Annotated in this window: 23 protein-coding genes; 2 read left to right on the forward strand and 21 right to left on the reverse strand. The window is 62.5% G+C overall.

Annotation, left to right across the window (positions count from 1 at the left end; genetic code table 11):
• Positions 1-2 precede the first annotated feature (2 nt).
• The 19 genes from rpsN to rpsL all read right to left on the reverse strand — a co-directional run bounded on the left by rpsN (position 3) and on the right by rpsL (position 11,129).
• Positions 3-308: a 30S ribosomal protein S14 gene (gene rpsN / locus VW23_RS20315; RefSeq protein WP_055877897.1), complete on the reverse strand. Its 306-nt coding sequence runs from the start codon at positions 306-308 to the stop codon at positions 3-5.
• A 21-nt stretch (positions 309-329) separates the two neighbouring features.
• Complete coding sequence (rplE, locus tag VW23_RS20320; protein ID WP_069911342.1) at positions 330-887, reverse strand: 50S ribosomal protein L5; 558 nt, start codon at positions 885-887, stop codon at positions 330-332.
• Positions 880-1,194, reverse strand: a complete 315-nt coding sequence (gene rplX, locus VW23_RS20325; RefSeq protein WP_069911343.1) for a 50S ribosomal protein L24 — start codon at positions 1,192-1,194, stop codon at positions 880-882. The genes rplE and rplX overlap by 8 nt, the downstream gene beginning before the upstream one ends.
• Positions 1,194-1,562, reverse strand: coding sequence for a 50S ribosomal protein L14 (gene rplN, locus VW23_RS20330; protein WP_055049081.1), 369 nt, complete (start codon positions 1,560-1,562; stop codon positions 1,194-1,196). Before rplN ends, rplX begins: the two co-directional genes overlap by 1 nt.
• A gap of 57 nt (positions 1,563-1,619) precedes the next feature.
• Positions 1,620-1,853: a 30S ribosomal protein S17 gene (gene rpsQ / locus VW23_RS20335; protein WP_055877908.1), complete on the reverse strand. Its 234-nt coding sequence runs from the start codon at positions 1,851-1,853 to the stop codon at positions 1,620-1,622.
• 10 nt (positions 1,854-1,863) lie between these two features.
• Entirely contained in the window at positions 1,864-2,100 is a 237-nt protein-coding gene (gene rpmC, locus VW23_RS20340) for a 50S ribosomal protein L29 (RefSeq protein WP_055877910.1), read from the reverse strand.
• A 5-nt stretch (positions 2,101-2,105) separates the two neighbouring features.
• Positions 2,106-2,519 carry a 50S ribosomal protein L16 gene (rplP, locus tag VW23_RS20345; RefSeq protein ID WP_055049078.1) on the reverse strand — a complete coding sequence of 138 codons (414 nt, stop codon included), beginning with the start codon at positions 2,517-2,519 and terminating at the stop codon, positions 2,106-2,108.
• 16 nt (positions 2,520-2,535) lie between these two features.
• Positions 2,536-3,297 carry a 30S ribosomal protein S3 gene (gene rpsC / locus VW23_RS20350; protein ID WP_055877916.1) on the reverse strand — a complete coding sequence of 254 codons (762 nt, stop codon included), beginning with the start codon at positions 3,295-3,297 and terminating at the stop codon, positions 2,536-2,538.
• Positions 3,297-3,677, reverse strand: coding sequence for a 50S ribosomal protein L22 (rplV, locus tag VW23_RS20355; RefSeq protein ID WP_055877918.1), 381 nt, complete (start codon positions 3,675-3,677; stop codon positions 3,297-3,299). Before rplV ends, rpsC begins: the two co-directional genes overlap by 1 nt.
• A gap of 1 nt (position 3,678) precedes the next feature.
• Complete coding sequence (gene rpsS, locus VW23_RS20360; protein ID WP_055049075.1) at positions 3,679-3,957, reverse strand: 30S ribosomal protein S19; 279 nt, start codon at positions 3,955-3,957, stop codon at positions 3,679-3,681.
• Between the two features lie 3 nt (positions 3,958-3,960).
• Complete coding sequence (gene rplB / locus VW23_RS20365) at positions 3,961-4,800, reverse strand: 50S ribosomal protein L2 (RefSeq protein ID WP_069911344.1); 840 nt, start codon at positions 4,798-4,800, stop codon at positions 3,961-3,963.
• Between the two features lie 14 nt (positions 4,801-4,814).
• Positions 4,815-5,108, reverse strand: a complete 294-nt coding sequence (locus VW23_RS20370; protein ID WP_055877922.1) for a 50S ribosomal protein L23 — start codon at positions 5,106-5,108, stop codon at positions 4,815-4,817.
• Positions 5,105-5,725, reverse strand: coding sequence for a 50S ribosomal protein L4 (gene rplD, locus VW23_RS20375; RefSeq protein WP_069911345.1), 621 nt, complete (start codon positions 5,723-5,725; stop codon positions 5,105-5,107). Before rplD ends, VW23_RS20370 begins: the two co-directional genes overlap by 4 nt.
• Positions 5,725-6,429, reverse strand: a complete 705-nt coding sequence (gene rplC / locus VW23_RS20380) for a 50S ribosomal protein L3 (protein ID WP_069911346.1) — start codon at positions 6,427-6,429, stop codon at positions 5,725-5,727. The genes rplD and rplC overlap by 1 nt, the downstream gene beginning before the upstream one ends.
• Positions 6,430-6,515: 86 nt before the next feature.
• The gene (rpsJ, locus tag VW23_RS20385; RefSeq protein ID WP_055049780.1) at positions 6,516-6,824 is read right to left on the reverse strand and encodes a 30S ribosomal protein S10; all 309 of its coding nucleotides are present in this window, start codon (positions 6,822-6,824) and stop codon (positions 6,516-6,518) included.
• 73 nt (positions 6,825-6,897) lie between these two features.
• Positions 6,898-8,088 (reverse strand): elongation factor Tu, encoded by a 1,191-nt coding sequence (gene tuf, locus VW23_RS20390; RefSeq protein WP_069911347.1) that lies wholly within the window; start codon positions 8,086-8,088, stop codon positions 6,898-6,900.
• A gap of 79 nt (positions 8,089-8,167) precedes the next feature.
• Positions 8,168-10,258 carry an elongation factor G gene (gene fusA, locus VW23_RS20395; protein WP_069911348.1) on the reverse strand — a complete coding sequence of 697 codons (2,091 nt, stop codon included), beginning with the start codon at positions 10,256-10,258 and terminating at the stop codon, positions 8,168-8,170.
• Between the two features lie 16 nt (positions 10,259-10,274).
• Positions 10,275-10,745: a 30S ribosomal protein S7 gene (rpsG, locus tag VW23_RS20400; protein ID WP_069911349.1), complete on the reverse strand. Its 471-nt coding sequence runs from the start codon at positions 10,743-10,745 to the stop codon at positions 10,275-10,277.
• Positions 10,746-10,757: 12 nt separating this feature from the next.
• The gene (gene rpsL / locus VW23_RS20405; protein WP_055049779.1) at positions 10,758-11,129 is read right to left on the reverse strand and encodes a 30S ribosomal protein S12; all 372 of its coding nucleotides are present in this window, start codon (positions 11,127-11,129) and stop codon (positions 10,758-10,760) included.
• Between the two features lie 517 nt (positions 11,130-11,646).
• On the opposite strand from rpsL, the gene VW23_RS20410 reads away from it, so the two are divergent.
• Entirely contained in the window at positions 11,647-12,123 is a 477-nt protein-coding gene (locus tag VW23_RS20410) for a YbjN domain-containing protein (protein WP_069911350.1), read from the forward strand.
• 18 nt (positions 12,124-12,141) lie between these two features.
• On the opposite strand, the gene VW23_RS20415 is transcribed toward VW23_RS20410, so the two are convergent.
• Positions 12,142-12,807 carry an O-methyltransferase gene (locus VW23_RS20415; RefSeq protein ID WP_069911351.1) on the reverse strand — a complete coding sequence of 222 codons (666 nt, stop codon included), beginning with the start codon at positions 12,805-12,807 and terminating at the stop codon, positions 12,142-12,144.
• A gap of 175 nt (positions 12,808-12,982) precedes the next feature.
• Here VW23_RS20415 and VW23_RS20420 point away from each other — a divergent pair, with 175 nt between their 5' ends.
• On the forward strand, positions 12,983-13,495 hold the full coding sequence (locus VW23_RS20420; protein WP_141728408.1) for a hypothetical protein: 513 nt from the start codon (positions 12,983-12,985) through the stop codon (positions 13,493-13,495).
• Between the two features lie 54 nt (positions 13,496-13,549).
• On the opposite strand, the gene rpoC is transcribed toward VW23_RS20420, so the two are convergent.
• The gene (rpoC, locus tag VW23_RS20425) at positions 13,550-17,752 is read right to left on the reverse strand and encodes a DNA-directed RNA polymerase subunit beta' (RefSeq protein WP_069911353.1); all 4,203 of its coding nucleotides are present in this window, start codon (positions 17,750-17,752) and stop codon (positions 13,550-13,552) included.
• Between the last annotated feature and the right edge of the window lie 66 nt (positions 17,753-17,818).

Below are 17,818 nucleotides of genomic sequence, written 5' to 3' on the forward strand. Positions count from 1 at the left end.
CCTTACCAGCTCGACTTCACAAGGCCCGGGATCAGCCCGAGATTGCCGAGCTGACGCAGGGCAATACGGCTGAGCTTGAGCTTGCGATAGTAGCCACGCGGACGACCGGTGAGCTCGCAGCGGTTATGCACGCGGTTCTCGGCCGAGTTACGCGGCAGCGCGGCAAGCTTGAGCTGCGCGGCGAAGCGTTCCTCGAGCGAAACGCTCTGGTTCATCACCACTGCCTTGAGCTTGGCCCGCTTGGGACCCAGTTGCTTGGCGAGGCGCTTGCGCTTGTTGTTCTTTTCGATGGAGCTGGTCTTTGCCATGTCTCGTCCTTCTCTCTTCCGTTACTGCCGGAAGGGGAAATTGAAAGCCTTGAGCAGCGCCCGGGCTTCGTCGTCGGTGCGCGCGGTCGTGCACACGATGATGTCCATGCCCCAGGTCTGATCGATCTGATCGAAGTTGATCTCGGGGAAGATGATGTGTTCCTTGATGCCCATGGCGTAGTTGCCACGACCATCAAAGGAATTCGGGTTCAGGCCGCGGAAATCGCGAACGCGCGGCAGCGCGATGTTCACCAGGCGGTCGAGGAACTCGTACATGCGCGCCTTGCGGAGCGTCACCTTCACGCCGAGCGGCATCTCTTCGCGGACCTTGAAGCCTGCGATCGACTTGCGAGCGTGGGTGATGACGGGCTTCTGGCCGGCGATCTTCTCGAGATCGGCAGCTGCCGACTTCACCTTCTTGGTGTCGTTCACCGCCTCGCCGACACCCATGTTCAGCACGATCTTGTCGAGCTTGGGGGCCTGCATGACGTTCTTGTAGCCGAACTCTTTGATCAGGTTCGCCTTGATGGTCTCGTCGTACTCGACGCGGAGACGCGGAATATAGACCGTATCAGCCATCGATCGTATCTCCGGTCGACTTGGCGACGCGCACCTTGGTGCCGTCGGCGTTGATCTTGAACCCGACGCGCGACGGCTTGCCGTTCGCATCGGCGATCGCGAGGTTGGACAGGTGAATCGGGGCTTCCTTGGTGAAGATCCCCGCGTCCTGGCTCGCGGTCTGCTTGGTGTGGCGACGCACGAGGTTCAGACCCTGCACGGTGGCCTTGGTCGCATCGGGGAACACCTGGGTGACCTGCCCGGTCTTGCCCTTGTCCTTGCCGGCGAGAATGACGACCTTGTCGCCCTTCTTAATCTTGGACGCCATCACAACACCTCCGGCGCGAGCGAAATGATCTTCATGTGGTTCTTGCTGCGCAGTTCGCGCGGCACTGGCCCGAAGATACGGGTGCCGATCGGCTCAGCCTGGTTGTTGATCAGCACTGCCGCGTTGCGGTCAAAGCGGATGATCGTACCGTCGGTGCGGCGGACCGGGAATGCGGTGCGCACGACAACGGCCTTCATAACCTGGCCCTTCTTGACGCGGCCACGCGGGATCGCGTCCTTGACCGAGACAACAATGATATCGCCCACCGAGGCGTACTTGCGGTGCGAACCGCCGAGTACCTTGATGCACATGACACGACGCGCGCCGGAATTATCGGCAACGTCGAGATTGGACTGCATCTGGATCATGGCTTGATGCCTTCTTCGTTTCGGGGTCTGCCTACTCGGCGAGCCCTAAATTCCGGTTTACGCGGAGGGTTTCAGGACCCAGCGCTTGTTCTTCGAAATCGGCGCCGACTCTTCGATCCAGACGACGTCCCCGACCTTGGCCACATTGGCCTCGTCGTGAGCGTGGTACTTCTTGGACCGGCGCACGGTCTTCTTCATCACCGGGTGGGTGAACGCGCGGTCAACCCGCACCACCACGGTCTTGTCATTGGTGTCGGAGACCACGGTCCCCTGCAAAACGCGCTTGGGCATCGGTTGCTCCTTACTTCGCTGCGGCTTTTTCGCCGAGGATGGTCTTCACCCGCGCGATTTCGCGGCGGACTTTCTTGACCTCGGTCGGCTTTTCCAGCTGCTGGGTAGCGCGCTGGAACCGCAGGTTGAACTGCTCTTTCTTCAGGCCGAGCAGCTGATCTTTCAGCTCATCGGGGGTCTTGGCGCGGAGGTCCGCGGCGCCGTTGGCGCTCTTGGCCTCGACTTTTTTCTTGGGTGCACGTGCCATGGCGATCAATCCGCAATGCGGGTGACGACCCGCGTGATGATCGGAAGCTTCATCGCGCCGAGGCGCAGGGCTTCCTTGGCGACGTCCTCAGGGACGCCGTCGATTTCGAACAGGATACGACCCGGCTTGACGCGAGCCGCCCAGAATTCCACCGAACCCTTGCCCTTACCCATGCGGACTTCGGTCGGCTTCTTGGAAACCGGCAGGTCCGGGAAGACACGGATCCAGACGCGGCCGGCGCGCTTCATCTCGCGAGTGATCGCGCGGCGAGCCGCTTCGATCTGGCGAGCCGTAACGCGCTCGGGCTCCTGGGACTTCAGGCCGAACTGACCGAAAGCCAGCTCCGTGCCACCCTTGGCATTGCCATGGATGCGGCCCTTATGCGCCTTGCGGAACTTGGTACGTTTTGGTTGCAGCATTTTTGTCTATGCCTTCTCAGTTCGCCGGCGCGCGATCGCGGCGATCGCCACGCTCACCGCGGTCGTCCCGATCGGAACGCTCGCGACGCTGACCGCCCTCGTTCGAACCGCCGCCTTCAGTGGCGCGACGCTCGTGAGCGGACGGGTCATGCTCAAGGACTTCGCCCTTGAAGACCCACACCTTGATGCCGATGATGCCGTAGGTGGTCTTCGCCTCGGCCGTACCGTAGTCGATGTCGGCGCGCAGCGTGTGCAGCGGCACGCGACCTTCGCGGTACCACTCGGTGCGGGCGATGTCGGCGCCGCCGAGACGGCCGCCCACGTTCACCCGGATGCCGCCGGCGCCCATGCGGATCGCCGTCTGCACTGCACGCTTCATCGCACGGCGGAACGCCACGCGACGCTCGAGCTGCTGGGCAATGCCCTGAGCCACGAGGTTGGCATCGGTCTCGGGCTTGCGCACTTCGACGATGTTGATGTGCACTTCGCTGTCGGTGAACTTCTTCACCTTGGCGCGGATCTTGTCGATGTCAGCGCCCTTCTTGCCGATCACGATGCCCGGACGGGCAGTGTGGATCGACACGCGGCACTTGCGGTGCGGACGTTCGATGACGATCTTGGAAACTGCGGCCTGCTTCAGGTCTTCCAGCAGGGTCTCACGGATCTTCAGGTCTTCCTGGAGCAGCGAACCGTACTCACCCTTGTTCGCGTACCAACGCGAATCCCAGGTGCGGTTGATGCCGAGGCGCAGACCGATCGGGTTGATCTTCTGACCCATTATGCGGTCTCCTCAACTTGGCGAACCACAATGGTGAGGTTCGAGAACGGGCGCTCCATGCGGGCAGCGTGACCACGGCCACGGGCCATGAAGCGCTTCATCACCAGGGAGTCACCGACATAGCACTCGGCAACGACCAGGCTGTCCGGGTCGAGACCGTGGTTGTTCTCGGCGTTCGCGATGGCGCTCTCGAGCGTCTTCTTGACCGAGCCGGCGATACGCTTGCGCGAGAAGGTCAGCTCGGCGAGAGCCTTGTCGACCTTCTTGCCGCGGATCATCGCAGCCACGAGGTTGAGCTTGATGCCCGAGGTACGAAGCATGCGGAGAACCGCCTTGGCCTCGTTGTCCTTGAGCGACCGCTGAGTTTTCGGCTTGCCCATGTTACTTCCTCTTGGCCTTCTTGTCGGCCGCGTGACCGTAGTACGTACGGGTCGGAGCGAACTCGCCAAACTTGTGGCCGATCATCTCTTCCTGGACGTTCACCGGCACATGCTTGTGGCCGTTGTGCACACCGAAGGTGAGACCGACGAACTGCGGCAGGATCGTGGAACGACGGCTCCAGATCTTGATGACTTCGTTGCGGCCGCTCGCACGGCTGGTCTCTGCCTTCTTGAGCAGATAGCCGTCGACGAACGGGCCTTTCCAGACTGAACGCGACATGGCTTAGCGGCCCTTCTTCACGTGACGCGAGCGGACGATAAACTTGTCCGTCGACTTGTTGCTGCGGGTCTTCTTACCCTTGGTCGGCTTGCCCCACGGGCTCACCGGGTGACGACCACCAGAGGTACGGCCTTCACCACCACCATGCGGGTGATCGACCGGGTTCATGGTCACACCGCGGTTGACCGGCTTGCGGCCGAGCCAGCGATTACGACCGGCTTTGCCGATCGAAGTATTCGAGTGATCCTGGTTCGACACCGCGCCGACAGTGGCGAGGCACGAACCGTGGACCCGGCGCTGCTCGCCAGAGTTGAGGCGAAGGATCGCCCAACCGGCGTCGCGGCCGACATACTGTGCGTAGGCACCGGCCGAACGGGCGATCTGACCGCCCTTGCGGGGCTTCATCTCGACGTTGTGGACGATGGTGCCGACTGGCATGCGCTCGAGCGGCATGGCATTGCCCGGCTTCACGTCGGCAGTGCCGAGCGTCGAGATCACCTTGTCGCCAGCAGCCAGACGCTGCGGTGCGATGATGTAGGCGAGCTCGCCGTCCGCGTATTTGATCAGCGCGATCCAGGCGGTGCGGTTCGGATCATATTCCAGCCGCTCGACGGTCGCCGTCTCTTCGAAGCGAACGCGACGGAAGTCGACGACGCGGTACGAACGCTTGTGACCGCCGCCGCGATGGTACGCGGTGATACGGCCGGCGTTGTTACGGCCGCCAGACTGGCTCAGACCTTCGGTCAGCGCCTTGACCGGCTTGCCCTTCCACAGCTCCGACCGATCGGTCGTGATGAGCTGGCGGCGGCCCGGGGAGGTCGGATTGTAAGTTTTTAGACCCATTCTTCTCTCTCCCCTCAGATGCCGGTCGAAATATCGATCGACTGGCCATCGGCCAGGGTGACAATGGCCTTCTTGACATCCTTACGGGTGCCAAGTTCCTGCCGGAAACGCTTCACCTTGCCCTTGCGGACCAGGGTGTTGACCGCCTTGACCTTGACCGAAAACAGCGCCTCGACGGCGGCTTTGATGTCGGCCTTGGTGGCATCGATCGCGACATCGAAGACGACCTGGCTGTGCTCGGACGCCATCGTCGACTTTTCGGTGACGACCGGGTTACGGATCACGTCGTAGTTGCTGAACTTGCTCATGCGAACCGGGCCTCGAGCGCTTCGAGCGCAGCTTTGGTCAGAACGAGCTTATGGCGACGGAGAATGTCAGCGACATTGATCCCCTGCACCGGCAGCACGTCGATCTGCGGAATGTTGCGAGCCGCGTTGGCGAAATTCTTGTCCACCTCGGCGCCGTCGATGATCAGAGCGTTCGACCACTCCAGCTTGCCGAACTTGGCAAGCAGGGCCGCGGTCTTGGGCTCCTTGGTGGCGACGTTCTGAACGACCACCAGTTCGCCGGCCTTCGCCTTGGCCGAAAGCGCATGCTTCAGGGCCAGGGCGCGGACCTTCTTGGGCAGGTCGATCGCATGGCTGCGGGGCTCGGGGCCAAAGGCCCGGCCGCCGCCGCGGAACTGCGGAGCAGACTTGGCGCCGTGACGAGCGCCGCCCGAGCCCTTCTGCTTGATCGACTTCTTCGAAGTGTAAGCAATCTCGGAGCGGTGCTTCACCTTGTGGGTGCCGGCCATCGCCTTGAGCTGCTGGTAACGGACCATGCGGTGCAGGATGTCCTGGCGGACTTCAAGACCGAAGATCTCGTCCTTCAGGGTGACCGAACCGTCGGCCTTGCCGTCCAGAGTTGTGACCTGGAGTTCCATTATTTCGCCTCCTCGGCCACGGCTGCGACAGCCGCCTTGAACGAACCGGGCACAGAAGCGCCCTTCGGAGCGGCCTTCTTGACCGCGTCCTTGATCTGGATCCAGGCGCCCTTGGCACCCGGGACAGCGCCCTCGACCATGATCAGCCCGCGCTCAACATCGGTGCGCACGACCTTCAAGTTCTGGGTAGTGACGCGACGGTCGCCCATGTGGCCGGCCATCTTCTTGCCCTTGAACACCTTACCGGGGTCCTGGCGCTGACCGGTCGAACCGTGCGAGCGGTGCGACACGGACACGCCGTGCGTGGCACGCAGGCCGCCGAAGTTCCAGCGCTTCATGCCGCCGGCGAAACCCTTACCGATCGAGGTACCGGTCACGTCGACCAGCTGGCCTTCGACGAAGTGGTCCGCCTGCATGGTGGCGCCGACTTCGATTAGGTTCGCAGGATCGACACGAAACTCAGTTACCTGACGCTTGGGCTCGACCTTGGCGACGGCGAACTGGCCGCGCTCCGCCTTGGTGACATTCTTCGCCTTGACAGTGCCCGCGCCGAGCTGGAGGGCGGTGTAACCGTCCTTCTCCTGCGTGCGCTGGCCGACCACCTGGCAATTCTTGAGGTCGAGCACGGTCACGGGGACGTGTGTGCCGTCGTCCAAGAACAGGCGGGTCATGCCCAGCTTCTGTGCGATCAAACCAGAACGCATCGGTTGTTACCTTCTCTCTTTGGCGCTTGACCGGGTCATTGTGTCCAAGAGGACCCTTTGGATGGTCAGCGCGAAAACTCAGTCACTCAGAGCTTGATTTCGACGTCGACGCCGGCGGCGAGATCGAGCTTCATCAGAGCATCGACGGTCTGCGGGGTCGGATCCACGATGTCCAGAAGACGCTTGTGGGTCCGGATCTCGAACTGCTCGCGCGACTTCTTGTCGATGTGCGGCGAGCGGTTGACCGTAAACTTCTCAATCTGTGTGGGCAGCGGGATCGGCCCGCGCACCTGCGCACCCGTACGCTTGGCCGTGTTGACGATCTCCCGAGTGGAAGTGTCCAGCACACGGTGGTCAAAGGCTTTGAGCCGGATGCGAATGTTTTGACCGTTCATCTTGCTTTCCCAGCGAAAAATGGAACGCGGCGCGCTGTTTGTAGCGGCGCGCCGCGCCCTGGATTACCAGGTCTTATTTCAGGATCTTGGCGACGACGCCCGAACCGACGGTACGGCCACCCTCACGGATAGCGAAGCGGAGCTTCTCTTCCATGGCGATCGGCACGATCAGCTGGACCGAAATATTCACGTTGTCGCCCGGCATCACCATCTCGGTGCCTTCCGGCAGCGTAACCACACCGGTCACGTCGGTGGTGCGGAAGTAGAACTGCGGACGGTAGTTGGCGAAGAACGGCGTGTGACGGCCACCCTCTTCCTTGGTGAGGATATAGGCCTCAGCCACGAAGTCGGTGTGCGGGGTCACGGAACCGGGCTTGCACAGCACCTGGCCGCGCTCGACCTGCGTGCGGTCGATACCACGGATCAGCGCGCCGATGTTGTCGCCAGCCTGGCCCTGATCGAGCAGCTTGCGGAACATTTCAACGCCGGTCACGGTCGTCTTCTGCGTCGCCTTGATGCCGACGATCTCGACTTCCTCACCCACCTTCACGATGCCGCGCTCGACACGGCCGGTCACCACGGTGCCACGGCCAGAGATCGAGAACACGTCTTCGATCGGCATCAGGAACGGCTGGTCGATCGGACGAGCCGGCTGCGGGATGTACTCGTCAACGGCGGCCATCAGGCGGAGCACGGCGTCATGGCCGAGTTCCTTGTTGCCGTCGTTCAGAGCTTCGGTGGCCGAGCCCTTGATGATCGGAACGTCGTCGCCCGGGAATTCGTAGGACGACAGCAGTTCGCGAACTTCGAGTTCCACGAGCTCGAGGAGCTCCGGATCGTCGACCATGTCGCACTTGTTCAGGAACACCACGAGCGCCGGCACGCCGACCTGACGGGCGAGCAGGATGTGCTCGCGGGTCTGCGGCATCGGGCCGTCGGCAGCCGACACGACCAGGATCGCGCCGTCCATCTGGGCAGCGCCGGTGATCATGTTCTTCACATAGTCGGCGTGGCCGGGGCAGTCGACGTGAGCGTAGTGACGGTTGGTCGTCTCGTACTCGACGTGGGCGGTGTTGATCGTGATGCCGCGCGCCTTCTCTTCCGGCGCTGCGTCGATCTGGTCGTACGCCTTGAAGGTCGCGCCACCCGTCTCAGCCAGGACCTTGGTAATCGCTGCGGTCAGCGAGGTCTTGCCATGGTCGACGTGACCGATGGTGCCGATGTTGCAGTGAGGCTTATTGCGGGAAAACTTTTCCTTGCCCATCGCTTCTCTCCGTATGCGTCAGCCACAAGCCGACGTGAGTTTTCAGTTTTAATTCAAGCGCTTGCTTAGCGGGTAAACGTTAAGCGTACTTTGCCTGGACTTCGGTGGCGACCGCCTGCGGAACCTGCTCGTAGTGGTCGAAAGTCATGGTGTACTGAGCGCGCCCCTGGCTCATCGAGCGGAGCGAGTTCACGTAGCCAAACATGTTGGCAAGAGGCACCATGGCGTCGATCACCTGCGCAATACCGCGGGCTTCAGTGCCGCGGATCTGGCCGCGACGTGAATTCAGATCACCGATGACGTCGCCCACATAGTCTTCCGGGGTCAGAACTTCAACCCGCATGATCGGCTCGAGGATCTTCGGAGCGGCCTTCTCGATGGCTTCACGGAAACCCGCGCGGCCGGCGATTTCGAAGGCGAGGACCGAGGAGTCCACGTCGTGGTAGGCGCCGTCGGTCAGTGCGAACTTCACGTCGACGATCGGGAAGCCGATGATCGGACCCGAACCCATGACGGAAGCCACGCCCTTCTGCACGCCCGGCACATATTCCTTCGGCACGTTGCCGCCGACGACTTCCGAGACGAACTCGAAACCCTTGCCCGGCTCATTGGGCTCGATGCGGAACTTGATGCGCGCGAACTGGCCCGAACCACCCGACTGCTTCTTGTGGGTGTAGTCGTGCTCGACCGTGCGGGTGATCGCCTCGCGGTAGGCCACCTGGGGCGCCCCGATATTGGCTTCCACCTTGAACTCGCGCTTCATGCGATCGACGAGAATGTCGAGGTGCAGTTCGCCCATGCCCGAGATGATGGTCTGGCCGGATTCTTCGTCGGTCTTGACGCGGAACGACGGATCCTCGGCAGCCAGGCGAGCGAGCGCGAGGCCCATCTTTTCCTGGTCGGCCTTGGACTTCGGCTCGACGGCGATGTCGATAACCGGCTCCGGGAATTCCATGCGCTCGAGGATGACGCGGTTGTTCGGGTCAGACAGCGTGTCGCCGGTCGTGGTGTCCTTGAGGCCAACGATGGCGACGATGTCGCCGGCGTAGGCCTCGTTGATCTGCTCACGGCTGTTGGCGTGCATCTGGAACATGCGGCCAACGCGCTCGCGCTTTTCCTTGACCGTGTTTTCCAGCATGGCGCCGGCCTCGAGGTGACCCGAGTAGATGCGGCAGAAGGTCAGCGAGCCCATGTGCGGGTCGTTGGCGATCTTGAAGGCCAGCATAGACAGCGGCTCGGCGTCGGACGCGTGACGCTCGATCGGAGCTTCGGTCTTGACGTCGATGCCCTGGATGGCGGGAATGTCGGTCGGAGCCGGCAGGAAGTCGATAACGCCATCCAGCAGCGGCTGCACGCCCTTGTTCTTGAAGGCCGAGCCGCAGAACACCGGATACAGCTTCACTTCGCAGGTGCCCTTGCGGATCAGCCGGCGCAGCGTATCGTTATCCGGCATCTCGCCGTTGAGGTATGCTTCGGTGGCCGCATCGTCCATCTCGACGGCGGTCTCGATCAGCTTCTCGCGGTACTCAACGGCCTTGGCCTTGAGGTCCTCGGGGATCTCGACGACGTCCCACTGGGCGCCCAGCTCTTCGTTGCGCCAGACCAGCGCATTCATCTCGATCAGGTCGACGACGCCCTTGAAATCGCTTTCGGCGCCGATCGGCAGCTGCATGACGACCGGCTTGATGCCGAGGCGCTTGTCCAGCGTATCGAGACAGAAATAGAAATCGGCACCGATCTTGTCCATCTTGTTGACGAAGATCAGACGCGGAACGTTGTACTTGTCGGCCTGGCGCCAGACGGTTTCCGTCTGCGGCTCGACGCCCTGGTTGCCGTCGAGCAGCGCAATGGCGCCGTCGAGCACACGGAGCGACCGCTCGACTTCGATGGTGAAGTCCACGTGGCCGGGAGTGTCGATGATGTTGAAGCGGTACTGGGTGCCGTCACGGCCCTTCCAGAACGTGGTGGTCGCGGCGGACGTAATGGTGATGCCGCGCTCCTGCTCCTGCTCCATCCAGTCCATGGTCGCGGCGCCGTCGTGGACTTCGCCGATCTTATGGGACTTGCCGGTGTAGTAGAGAACACGCTCGGTCGTGGTCGTCTTGCCAGCATCAATGTGAGCCATGATGCCGAAGTTACGATAGTGATTGATCGGGTATTCGCGGGCCATCTGAGCGAGCCTTCCGTTACCAGCGGTAGTGCGAGAAGGCACGGTTGGCGTCAGCCATACGGTGCGTGTCTTCGCGTTTCTTGACAGCCTGGCCGCGACCGTTGACGGCATCCATGAGCTCGCCCGACAGGCGCTCTTTCATGGTGTGCTCGCCGCGCTTGCGGGCAGATTCGATGAGCCAGCGAATGGCCAGGGCCTGCTGACGATCGGTACGGACTTCGACCGGAACCTGGTAGGTCGCACCACCAACGCGGCGCGAACGCACTTCGACGGCCGGGCGGATGTTGTCGAGGGCGGTGTGGAACACGCCGATCGGATCCTGCTTCAGCTTGGTCTGAACGATATCGAAGGCGCCGTAGACGATGCCTTCGGCAGCCGACTTCTTGCCGTCCTTCATGAGCGAGTTCATGAACTTGGAGACAACGAGATCGCCGAACTTCGGATCGGGATTGACGACGCGCTTTTCAGCGGAGTGACGACGGGACATCTGGAATGCTCCTTACTTCGGCCGCTTCGCGCCGTACTTCGAACGGCGCTGCTTGCGATCCTTGACCGACTGGGTGTCGAGGACGCCGCGCAGCACGTGGTAGCGAACGCCCGGCAGGTCGCGAACACGACCGCCGCGGATCAGCACCACGGAGTGTTCCTGCAGGTTGTGGCCTTCGCCGGGGATATAGGAAATGACTTCACGCGAAGTGGTCAGACGGACCTTCGCAACCTTGCGGAGGGCCGAGTTCGGCTTCTTCGGGGTCGTCGTATAAACGCGAGAGCACACGCCGCGCTTCTGCGGGTTTGCTTCCATCGCCGGTACTTTGTTCCGCTTGGGCTTGGATACCCGAGGCTTGCGGATCAACTGATTAATGGTCGGCATTGCGCTCTTTCCATCGGTCCGAAGTTCGTTGCGAAAGACGATGACAAACCAATAGGGCGCCAATTCCACTCCTAACGGAGCAGCAGCGCCTCTCATTGCAGCGGACCACCCAGCTTTGGCTGGGCGTTCATGCGCACGAAGATTTGTCGTCGTCTCTTGCCTTTGGCGATGTGTTTGAAGTTCCTGGATGCCCGCACAAGGTGGCAGATACCCGCGTGAACTTCACGACCGACCGCTAAGGTTGCGCCTCTATATGGGCAGTGAGTCCCCCCGTCAAGGATTCTTTGCAGCGGAACCTGATGCTCACGCAGCCGGAAATCCGGGGAATTTCCATCCAACAGAGGGATGGGGTCGGGAGGCAGAGCTAATCTGACCCGAACGCATGGCTGACGCCAGATCGGGCGAGCAGTTTTCCTCGATTTTCAGGAATCGCCGCCCGATCCCCCTGCCCCGCATTGGCCGCCCCACGGCAAAGGTGTAACAGTCGGCCCAGACCGGAACCGGGAGGAAACACACGATGACGCTGCGACGCCTGTTTACCGCCATGGTGCTGGGTAGCCTCGCCAGTGGTCCGGCCCTCGCACAGAGCGTCATCGATGGCGGCAAGGTCGACGAGATCGTGACGATCGCCCGCGGCTATGGGGCAGCAACGCTCGAGAACCAGGGCGACGGCAACCCGCGCATCGCCGGCAACATCAAGGGCGTGCCCTACTACGTGTTCTTCATGAACTGCACCGACCACACGGCGTGCGAAGACATCAACTTCTATGCGGGCTTTGCCAGCATCAAGCCGACCATGGACGCGCTCAACGCCTGGAACCGCGACAAGCGCTTCGGCAACGCCTATCTCGACGCCGACCTCGATGCGGCAATCGAGTATGACGTGAACCTCGAGTATGGCGTCACGCGAGAGAACCTCGATGCGGCGTTCGGGGTGTGGTCGGTGCTGCTCGAGCAGTACACAGAGTATGTCGGCTACAAGCCGAGCCCCTGAGCCCCACGGTCTTCGCGCTCAGTCGAGGATCATCACCGCAAAGCCGTCATAGCCCTTGGCGCCAACGGTCTGCAGCGCCGTGGCCGAGAGCCGCGGGTTCGCTGCGATCAGCTCAAAGGCGCCGCGGCTGCCCAGCACGTTGGGGTCGCGGCTTTCGGCATTGGCCACCTCGCCATCCCGCACCACGTTATCGAGCACGATCACCGTACCGGGGCGGCCGAGCTTGATGGCCCAGTCGAGGTAGACGGTGTTGCTCGGCTTATCGGCGTCGATGAAGACGAAGTCGAACGGCTCGGGCTGTTCGGCCGCCAGCACCGGCAGCGTCTCTGCAGCAGCGCCGACGCGGACCTCGATCCGACCAGAGAACCCCGCCCGCGCAATGTTGCGGCGCGCCACCTCGGCATGGTGCGGCTCGTATTCCAATGTGACGATCGAACCGCCCGCCGGCAGGGCCTTGCCCATCCAGATGGTCGAGTAGGCACCGAGCGTGCCGATTTCGAGGATGCGCCGCGCGCCACTCATCCGCACCAGCAGGTGGAGGAACTTGCCCTGCGCCGCCGACACATCGATCGGCCGCAGCCCACCTGCGGCGTTGGCTTTCAGCGCATCGGCCAGCGCCGCGTCCTCGTCAACCAGTCGATCGACGATGTAGTCGTCCACCCTGCCCCAGACTTCAGCACTCATCAGATGTCCCCTCTATTCCAGTCGACCCTTACGGCCCGACGGATGACGCTTGGATGACACCAGGTTCAGTCAAGAGGAAGGGGGTATGGTCTATCGGCTGAGGGGCAGCCAGCCGGAAACGACGGTCATTGCGTGGAAACTGACCGCTGGCCATAGTGCGGCTTGGAGGACCACGATGCTGACCCTAGCCAAGATGCTGTTGTTGGTACTGGCGATCACCGCAACGACCGATGCAGCACTGGGTTCAATGTCGGGCCCGCACCTCACCCGCGACGAGTTCGTTCATCGCCTCGATGAACTTGGGTTTCCATGGTCTCTGGCGACGAAGGTGGGCGTCGATCCCTCGCTCGCGGCCTTCGATGGCTTCGAGGATCTCAAGGCGCTTCAGGATAGTGGAGGAGAGTCGCGCCGTTACGAAGTTTTCAACGTCGTCGGCTACGACGCCACTGGATACTTCTCGGTGGGCGTCCGTGATTTTCCATCCATCGAGACCCGGGACTTCGAGATGCGGTGCACTCTTGAGCGTCTGTCTGGCTACCGAAGCTCCAACAACACCGACATCCTGTTCTATTACGGCCCGACGGACCTGAGGGTTTTCGAGGTCGGCCGCTACCTGCCGTTAGGAAAGCCTGACGACCTCCTGATCCTCGCGCGACCTGGCGTAAGCGCGACCTGCGGAGGAAACTGAGCAAAAAGAAAGGGCCCCGGAGGGCCCTTTCGAACTTCTGCGATGTCCTGCCGATTACTCGGCCGGCTCCACCGGGGTCGGGGTCGGCGCCGGGATGGCGGCGGTCTCGGCCTGGCGGCGGCGCTCGTCGAGGATCATGTCGTCGCGGCGGGTGGCGATCGCCTTGGCCTTCGAGATGCCCGCACCGGTACCGGCCGGGATCAGGCGGCCGACGATGACGTTCTCCTTGAGACCTTCGAGCAGGTCGGCCTTGCCGGAAACTGCCGCTTCGGTGAGGACGCGGGTGGTTTCCTGGAAGGACGCGGCCGACACGAACGAGCGGGTCTGCAGCGACGCCTTGGTGATACCGAGCAGCACCGGATTGGCCGTCGCCGGCTTCTTGCCGTCGGCAACCAGCTGGTCGTTCAGCTCGTCGAAGTCCAGCTTGTCGAGTTGCTCGTCCTTGAGCATGCCAGAGTCACCCGGGTTCACGATCTCGACCTTCTGCAGCATCTGGCGAACGATCACCTCGATGTGCTTGTCGTTGATCAGCACGCCCTGCAGCCGGTAGACCTCCTGGATCTCGTTGACGAGGTAACGAGCAAGCTCTTCCACGCCCTTGATCGCCAGGATGTCGTGCGGTGCCGGGTTGCCGTCGAGGATGTACTCACCCTTCTCGATGGTGTCGCCTTCCTGCAGATGGAACGGCTTGCCCTTCGGGATCAGGTACTCGACAGCCTCAGCGCCCTCTTCCGACGCCTCGATGATGATCCGGCGCTTGTTCTTGTAGTCGCGACCGAATTTGATCGTGCCGGTGATCTCCGCGATGATCGCGTGATCCTTGGGACGACGGGCCTCGAACAGTTCGGCCACCCGCGGCAGACCGCCGGTGATGTCCTTGGTCTTGGCGCTTTCCAGCGGAATACGAGCCAGAACGTCACCCGGCGATACCTTCTCGCCCGGCTCGACCGCGATGACCGCGTCGACCGAGAGCAGGTACCGGGCCTCGCCGCCGCGATCCAGTTTGACGACGGCGTCGCCACGCTTGATCGTGATGGCCGGCTTCAGGCCGTCGCTGCGCTGGCTGGTGCGCCAGTCAGCCACGACACGCTTGGTGAAGCCGGTGGTCTCGTCGGTGTTTTCCGTCACCGAAGCACCGTCGACCAGATCCTCGAAGCCGACTTCGCCGTCGACTTCGGCCAGCACCGGACGGGTGTAGGGATCCCATTCGGCGATACGCTGGCCGCGCTTGACCTCGGCGCCGTCATCGACACGGAGCTTGGCGCCGTACGTCACGCGGTGCGTGGCGCGGTCCTTGCCCTCGGGATCGAGGATGGCGATGGTCACGTTACGGCCCATGGCGACCAGTTGGCCGCCTTCGACCTTGGCGACGTTGCGGTTGCGGATCTCGACCTTACCCTCGGCACCAGCCTCGAGATAGGACGAGTCGACCACCTGCGCGGTGCCACCGATGTGGAACGTACGCATGGTCAGCTGGGTGCCGGGCTCACCGATCGACTGGGCGGCGATAACGCCGACAGCTTCACCGATGTTGACCGGCGTGCCGCGAGCGAGGTCGCGACCATAGCAGGCGGCGCAGCAGCCCTGGCGGAGATCGCAAGTCAGCGGCGAACGGATGCGCATCGACTGGACCTTGTAGCTCTCGATGAGCTCCACGTCCTTTTCGGTGAGCAGCGTGCCCTTCACGACGATGACGTCGCCGTTCTCCGGATTCACCACATCGTCAGCAGTGGTGCGGCCGAGAATGCGCTGGCCCAGCGAGGCCACGACCTGGCCGGCATCGACGATCGGCTCCATGGTGAGGCCGCGTTCGGTGCCGCAGTCGAGCTCGGTGATGATCGAGTCCTGCGCCACGTCGACGAGACGACGGGTCAGGTAACCCGAGTTCGCGGTCTTCAGCGCGGTGTCCGCGAGGCCCTTACGAGCACCGTGGGTCGAGTTGAAGTACTCGAGAACGTTCAGGCCTTCCTTGAAGTTGGCCGTGATCGGGGTCTCGATGATCGAGCCGTCGGGACGCGCCATCAGGCCGCGCATACCGGCGAGCTGCTTCATCTGCGCCGGCGAACCGCGGGCGCCCGAGTGGCTCATCATGTAAACCGAGTTGATCGGCTTCTGACGACCCGTCTCCTTGTCGAACTGAACGGCAGCAATGCCCTTCATCATTTCCTCGGCGACCTTGTCACCGCACTTGGCCCAGGCGTCGACCACCTTGTTGTACTTTTCGCCCTGAGTGATCAGGCCGTCATTGTACTGCTGTTCGAACTCTTCGACCTGCTTACGGGTGTCCTCGACGATTTTGTACTTCGAGGCCGGGATCACCATGTCGTCCTTGCCGAACGAGATGCCGGCGCGGGCAGCGTGCTTGAACCCCATATCCATGATGCGGTCGCAGAAGATGACCGTCTCCTTCTGACCGCAACCGCGATATACGGTGTCGATCATCTTGGAGATCATCTTCTTGGTCATCAGCTGGTTGGCCGTGGCATACGGCACCGCCGGATGCTTGGGCAGGAGCTTGCCCAGCAGCATACGGCCCGGCGTCGTCTCGACGATCTCGGTCGTGCGATTGCCTTCCAGGTCATAGACGTCGACACGTCCCTTGATCTTGGTGTGCATGGTCACGACGCCGGACGCCAGCGCGTGCTCCAGCTCGCCCATGTCCGAGAACGCCATGCCCTGCCCCGGCTCACCCTCGTTCATCAGGGAGAGGTGGTAGAGGCCCAGGACGATGTCCTGGCTCGGCACGATGATCGGCTGGCCGTTGGCCGGGTGCAGGATGTTGTTGGTCGACATCATCAGCACGCGGGCTTCGAGCTGCGCCTCGAGCGAGAGCGGCACGTGCACGGCCATCTGGTCGCCGTCGAAGTCGGCGTTGAACGCCGCGCAGACGAGCGGATGCAGCTGGATTGCCTTGCCTTCGATCAGGTGCGGCTCGAACGCCTGGATGCCCAGACGGTGAAGCGTCGGAGCACGGTTCAGCAGAACCGGGTGCTCGCGGATCACTTCATCGAGGATATCCCAGACCTCGGGCTTCTCCTTCTCGACGAGCTTCTTGGCCTGCTTCACCGTCGACGAGAGACCCTTGGCCTCAAGGCGCGAGTAGATGAAGGGCTTGAAGAGTTCGAGCGCCATCTTCTTGGGCAGGCCGCACTGGTGGAGCTTCAGCTCCGGACCAACGGTGATCACCGAGCGGCCGGAATAGTCGACGCGCTTGCCGAGCAGGTTCTGACGGAACCGGCCCTGCTTGCCCTTGAGCATGTCGGAAAGCGACTTCAGCGGACGCTTGTTCGCACCGGTGATGGTGCGGCCACGGCGGCCGTTGTCGAACAGCGCATCGACCGCTTCCTGAAGCATGCGCTTCTCGTTGCGGATGATGATGTCGGGAGCGCGCAGTTCGATCAGGCGCTTCAGGCGGTTATTGCGGTTGATCACACGACGATAGAGGTCGTTGAGATCGGACGTGGCGAAGCGGCCGCCGTCCAGCGGGACGAGCGGGCGGAGCTCGGGCGGAATGACCGGGATGACGGTCATGATCATCCACTCGGGCTTGTTGCCCGAGACGATGAACTGCTCGACGATCTTCAGGCGCTTGGCCAGCTTCTTGGGCTTGAGCTCAGTGGTCGCCTCGGCGATCTCGACGCGCAGATCCGCGGCGATCTTCTCGAGGTCGAGCGAGAGCAGCAGGTCGCGGATGGCCTCGGCGCCGATCTTGGCGGTGAAGCTGTCGGCACCGTACTGGTCCTGGGCGTCGATATACTGCTCCTCGGTGACCAACTCGTTCACGCCGAACGGCGTCAGGCCGGGGTCCAGCACAACGTACTGCTCGAAGTACAGGATGCGCTCGATATCCTTCAGCGTCATGTCGAGCAGCAGCGCGATACGCGACGGCAGCGACTTGAGGAACCAGATATGGGCAACCGGGGCGGCGAGCTCGATGTGGCCCATGCGCTCGCGACGGACGCGGCTCAGGGTGACTTCGACGCCGCACTTCTCGCAGATGACGCCCTTGAACTTCATGCGCTTGTACTTGCCGCACAGGCACTCGTAGTCCTTCACAGGCCCGAAGATGCGCGCGCAGAACAGGCCGTCGCGCTCGGGCTTGAACGTACGGTAGTTGATGGTCTCGGGCTTTTTGATCTCGCCGTAGGACCAGCTCAGGATCTTTTCCGGGCTCGCGATGCTGATCTTCATCTGATCGAACATCTGAACCGGGACCTGCGGGTTGAACGGGTCCATGACGTGGTGATGAGTGTTCATCGGTAGACTCCTCTTATCGGAGCTTCCCGGCGGCTCGAGCCGGGAAGCGTCCGAAGTGAATGTGGG

The sequence above is a fragment of the Devosia insulae DS-56 genome, assembly GCF_000970465.2.
In the GTDB taxonomy this organism is placed as follows: domain Bacteria; phylum Pseudomonadota; class Alphaproteobacteria; order Rhizobiales; family Devosiaceae; genus Devosia_A; species Devosia_A insulae.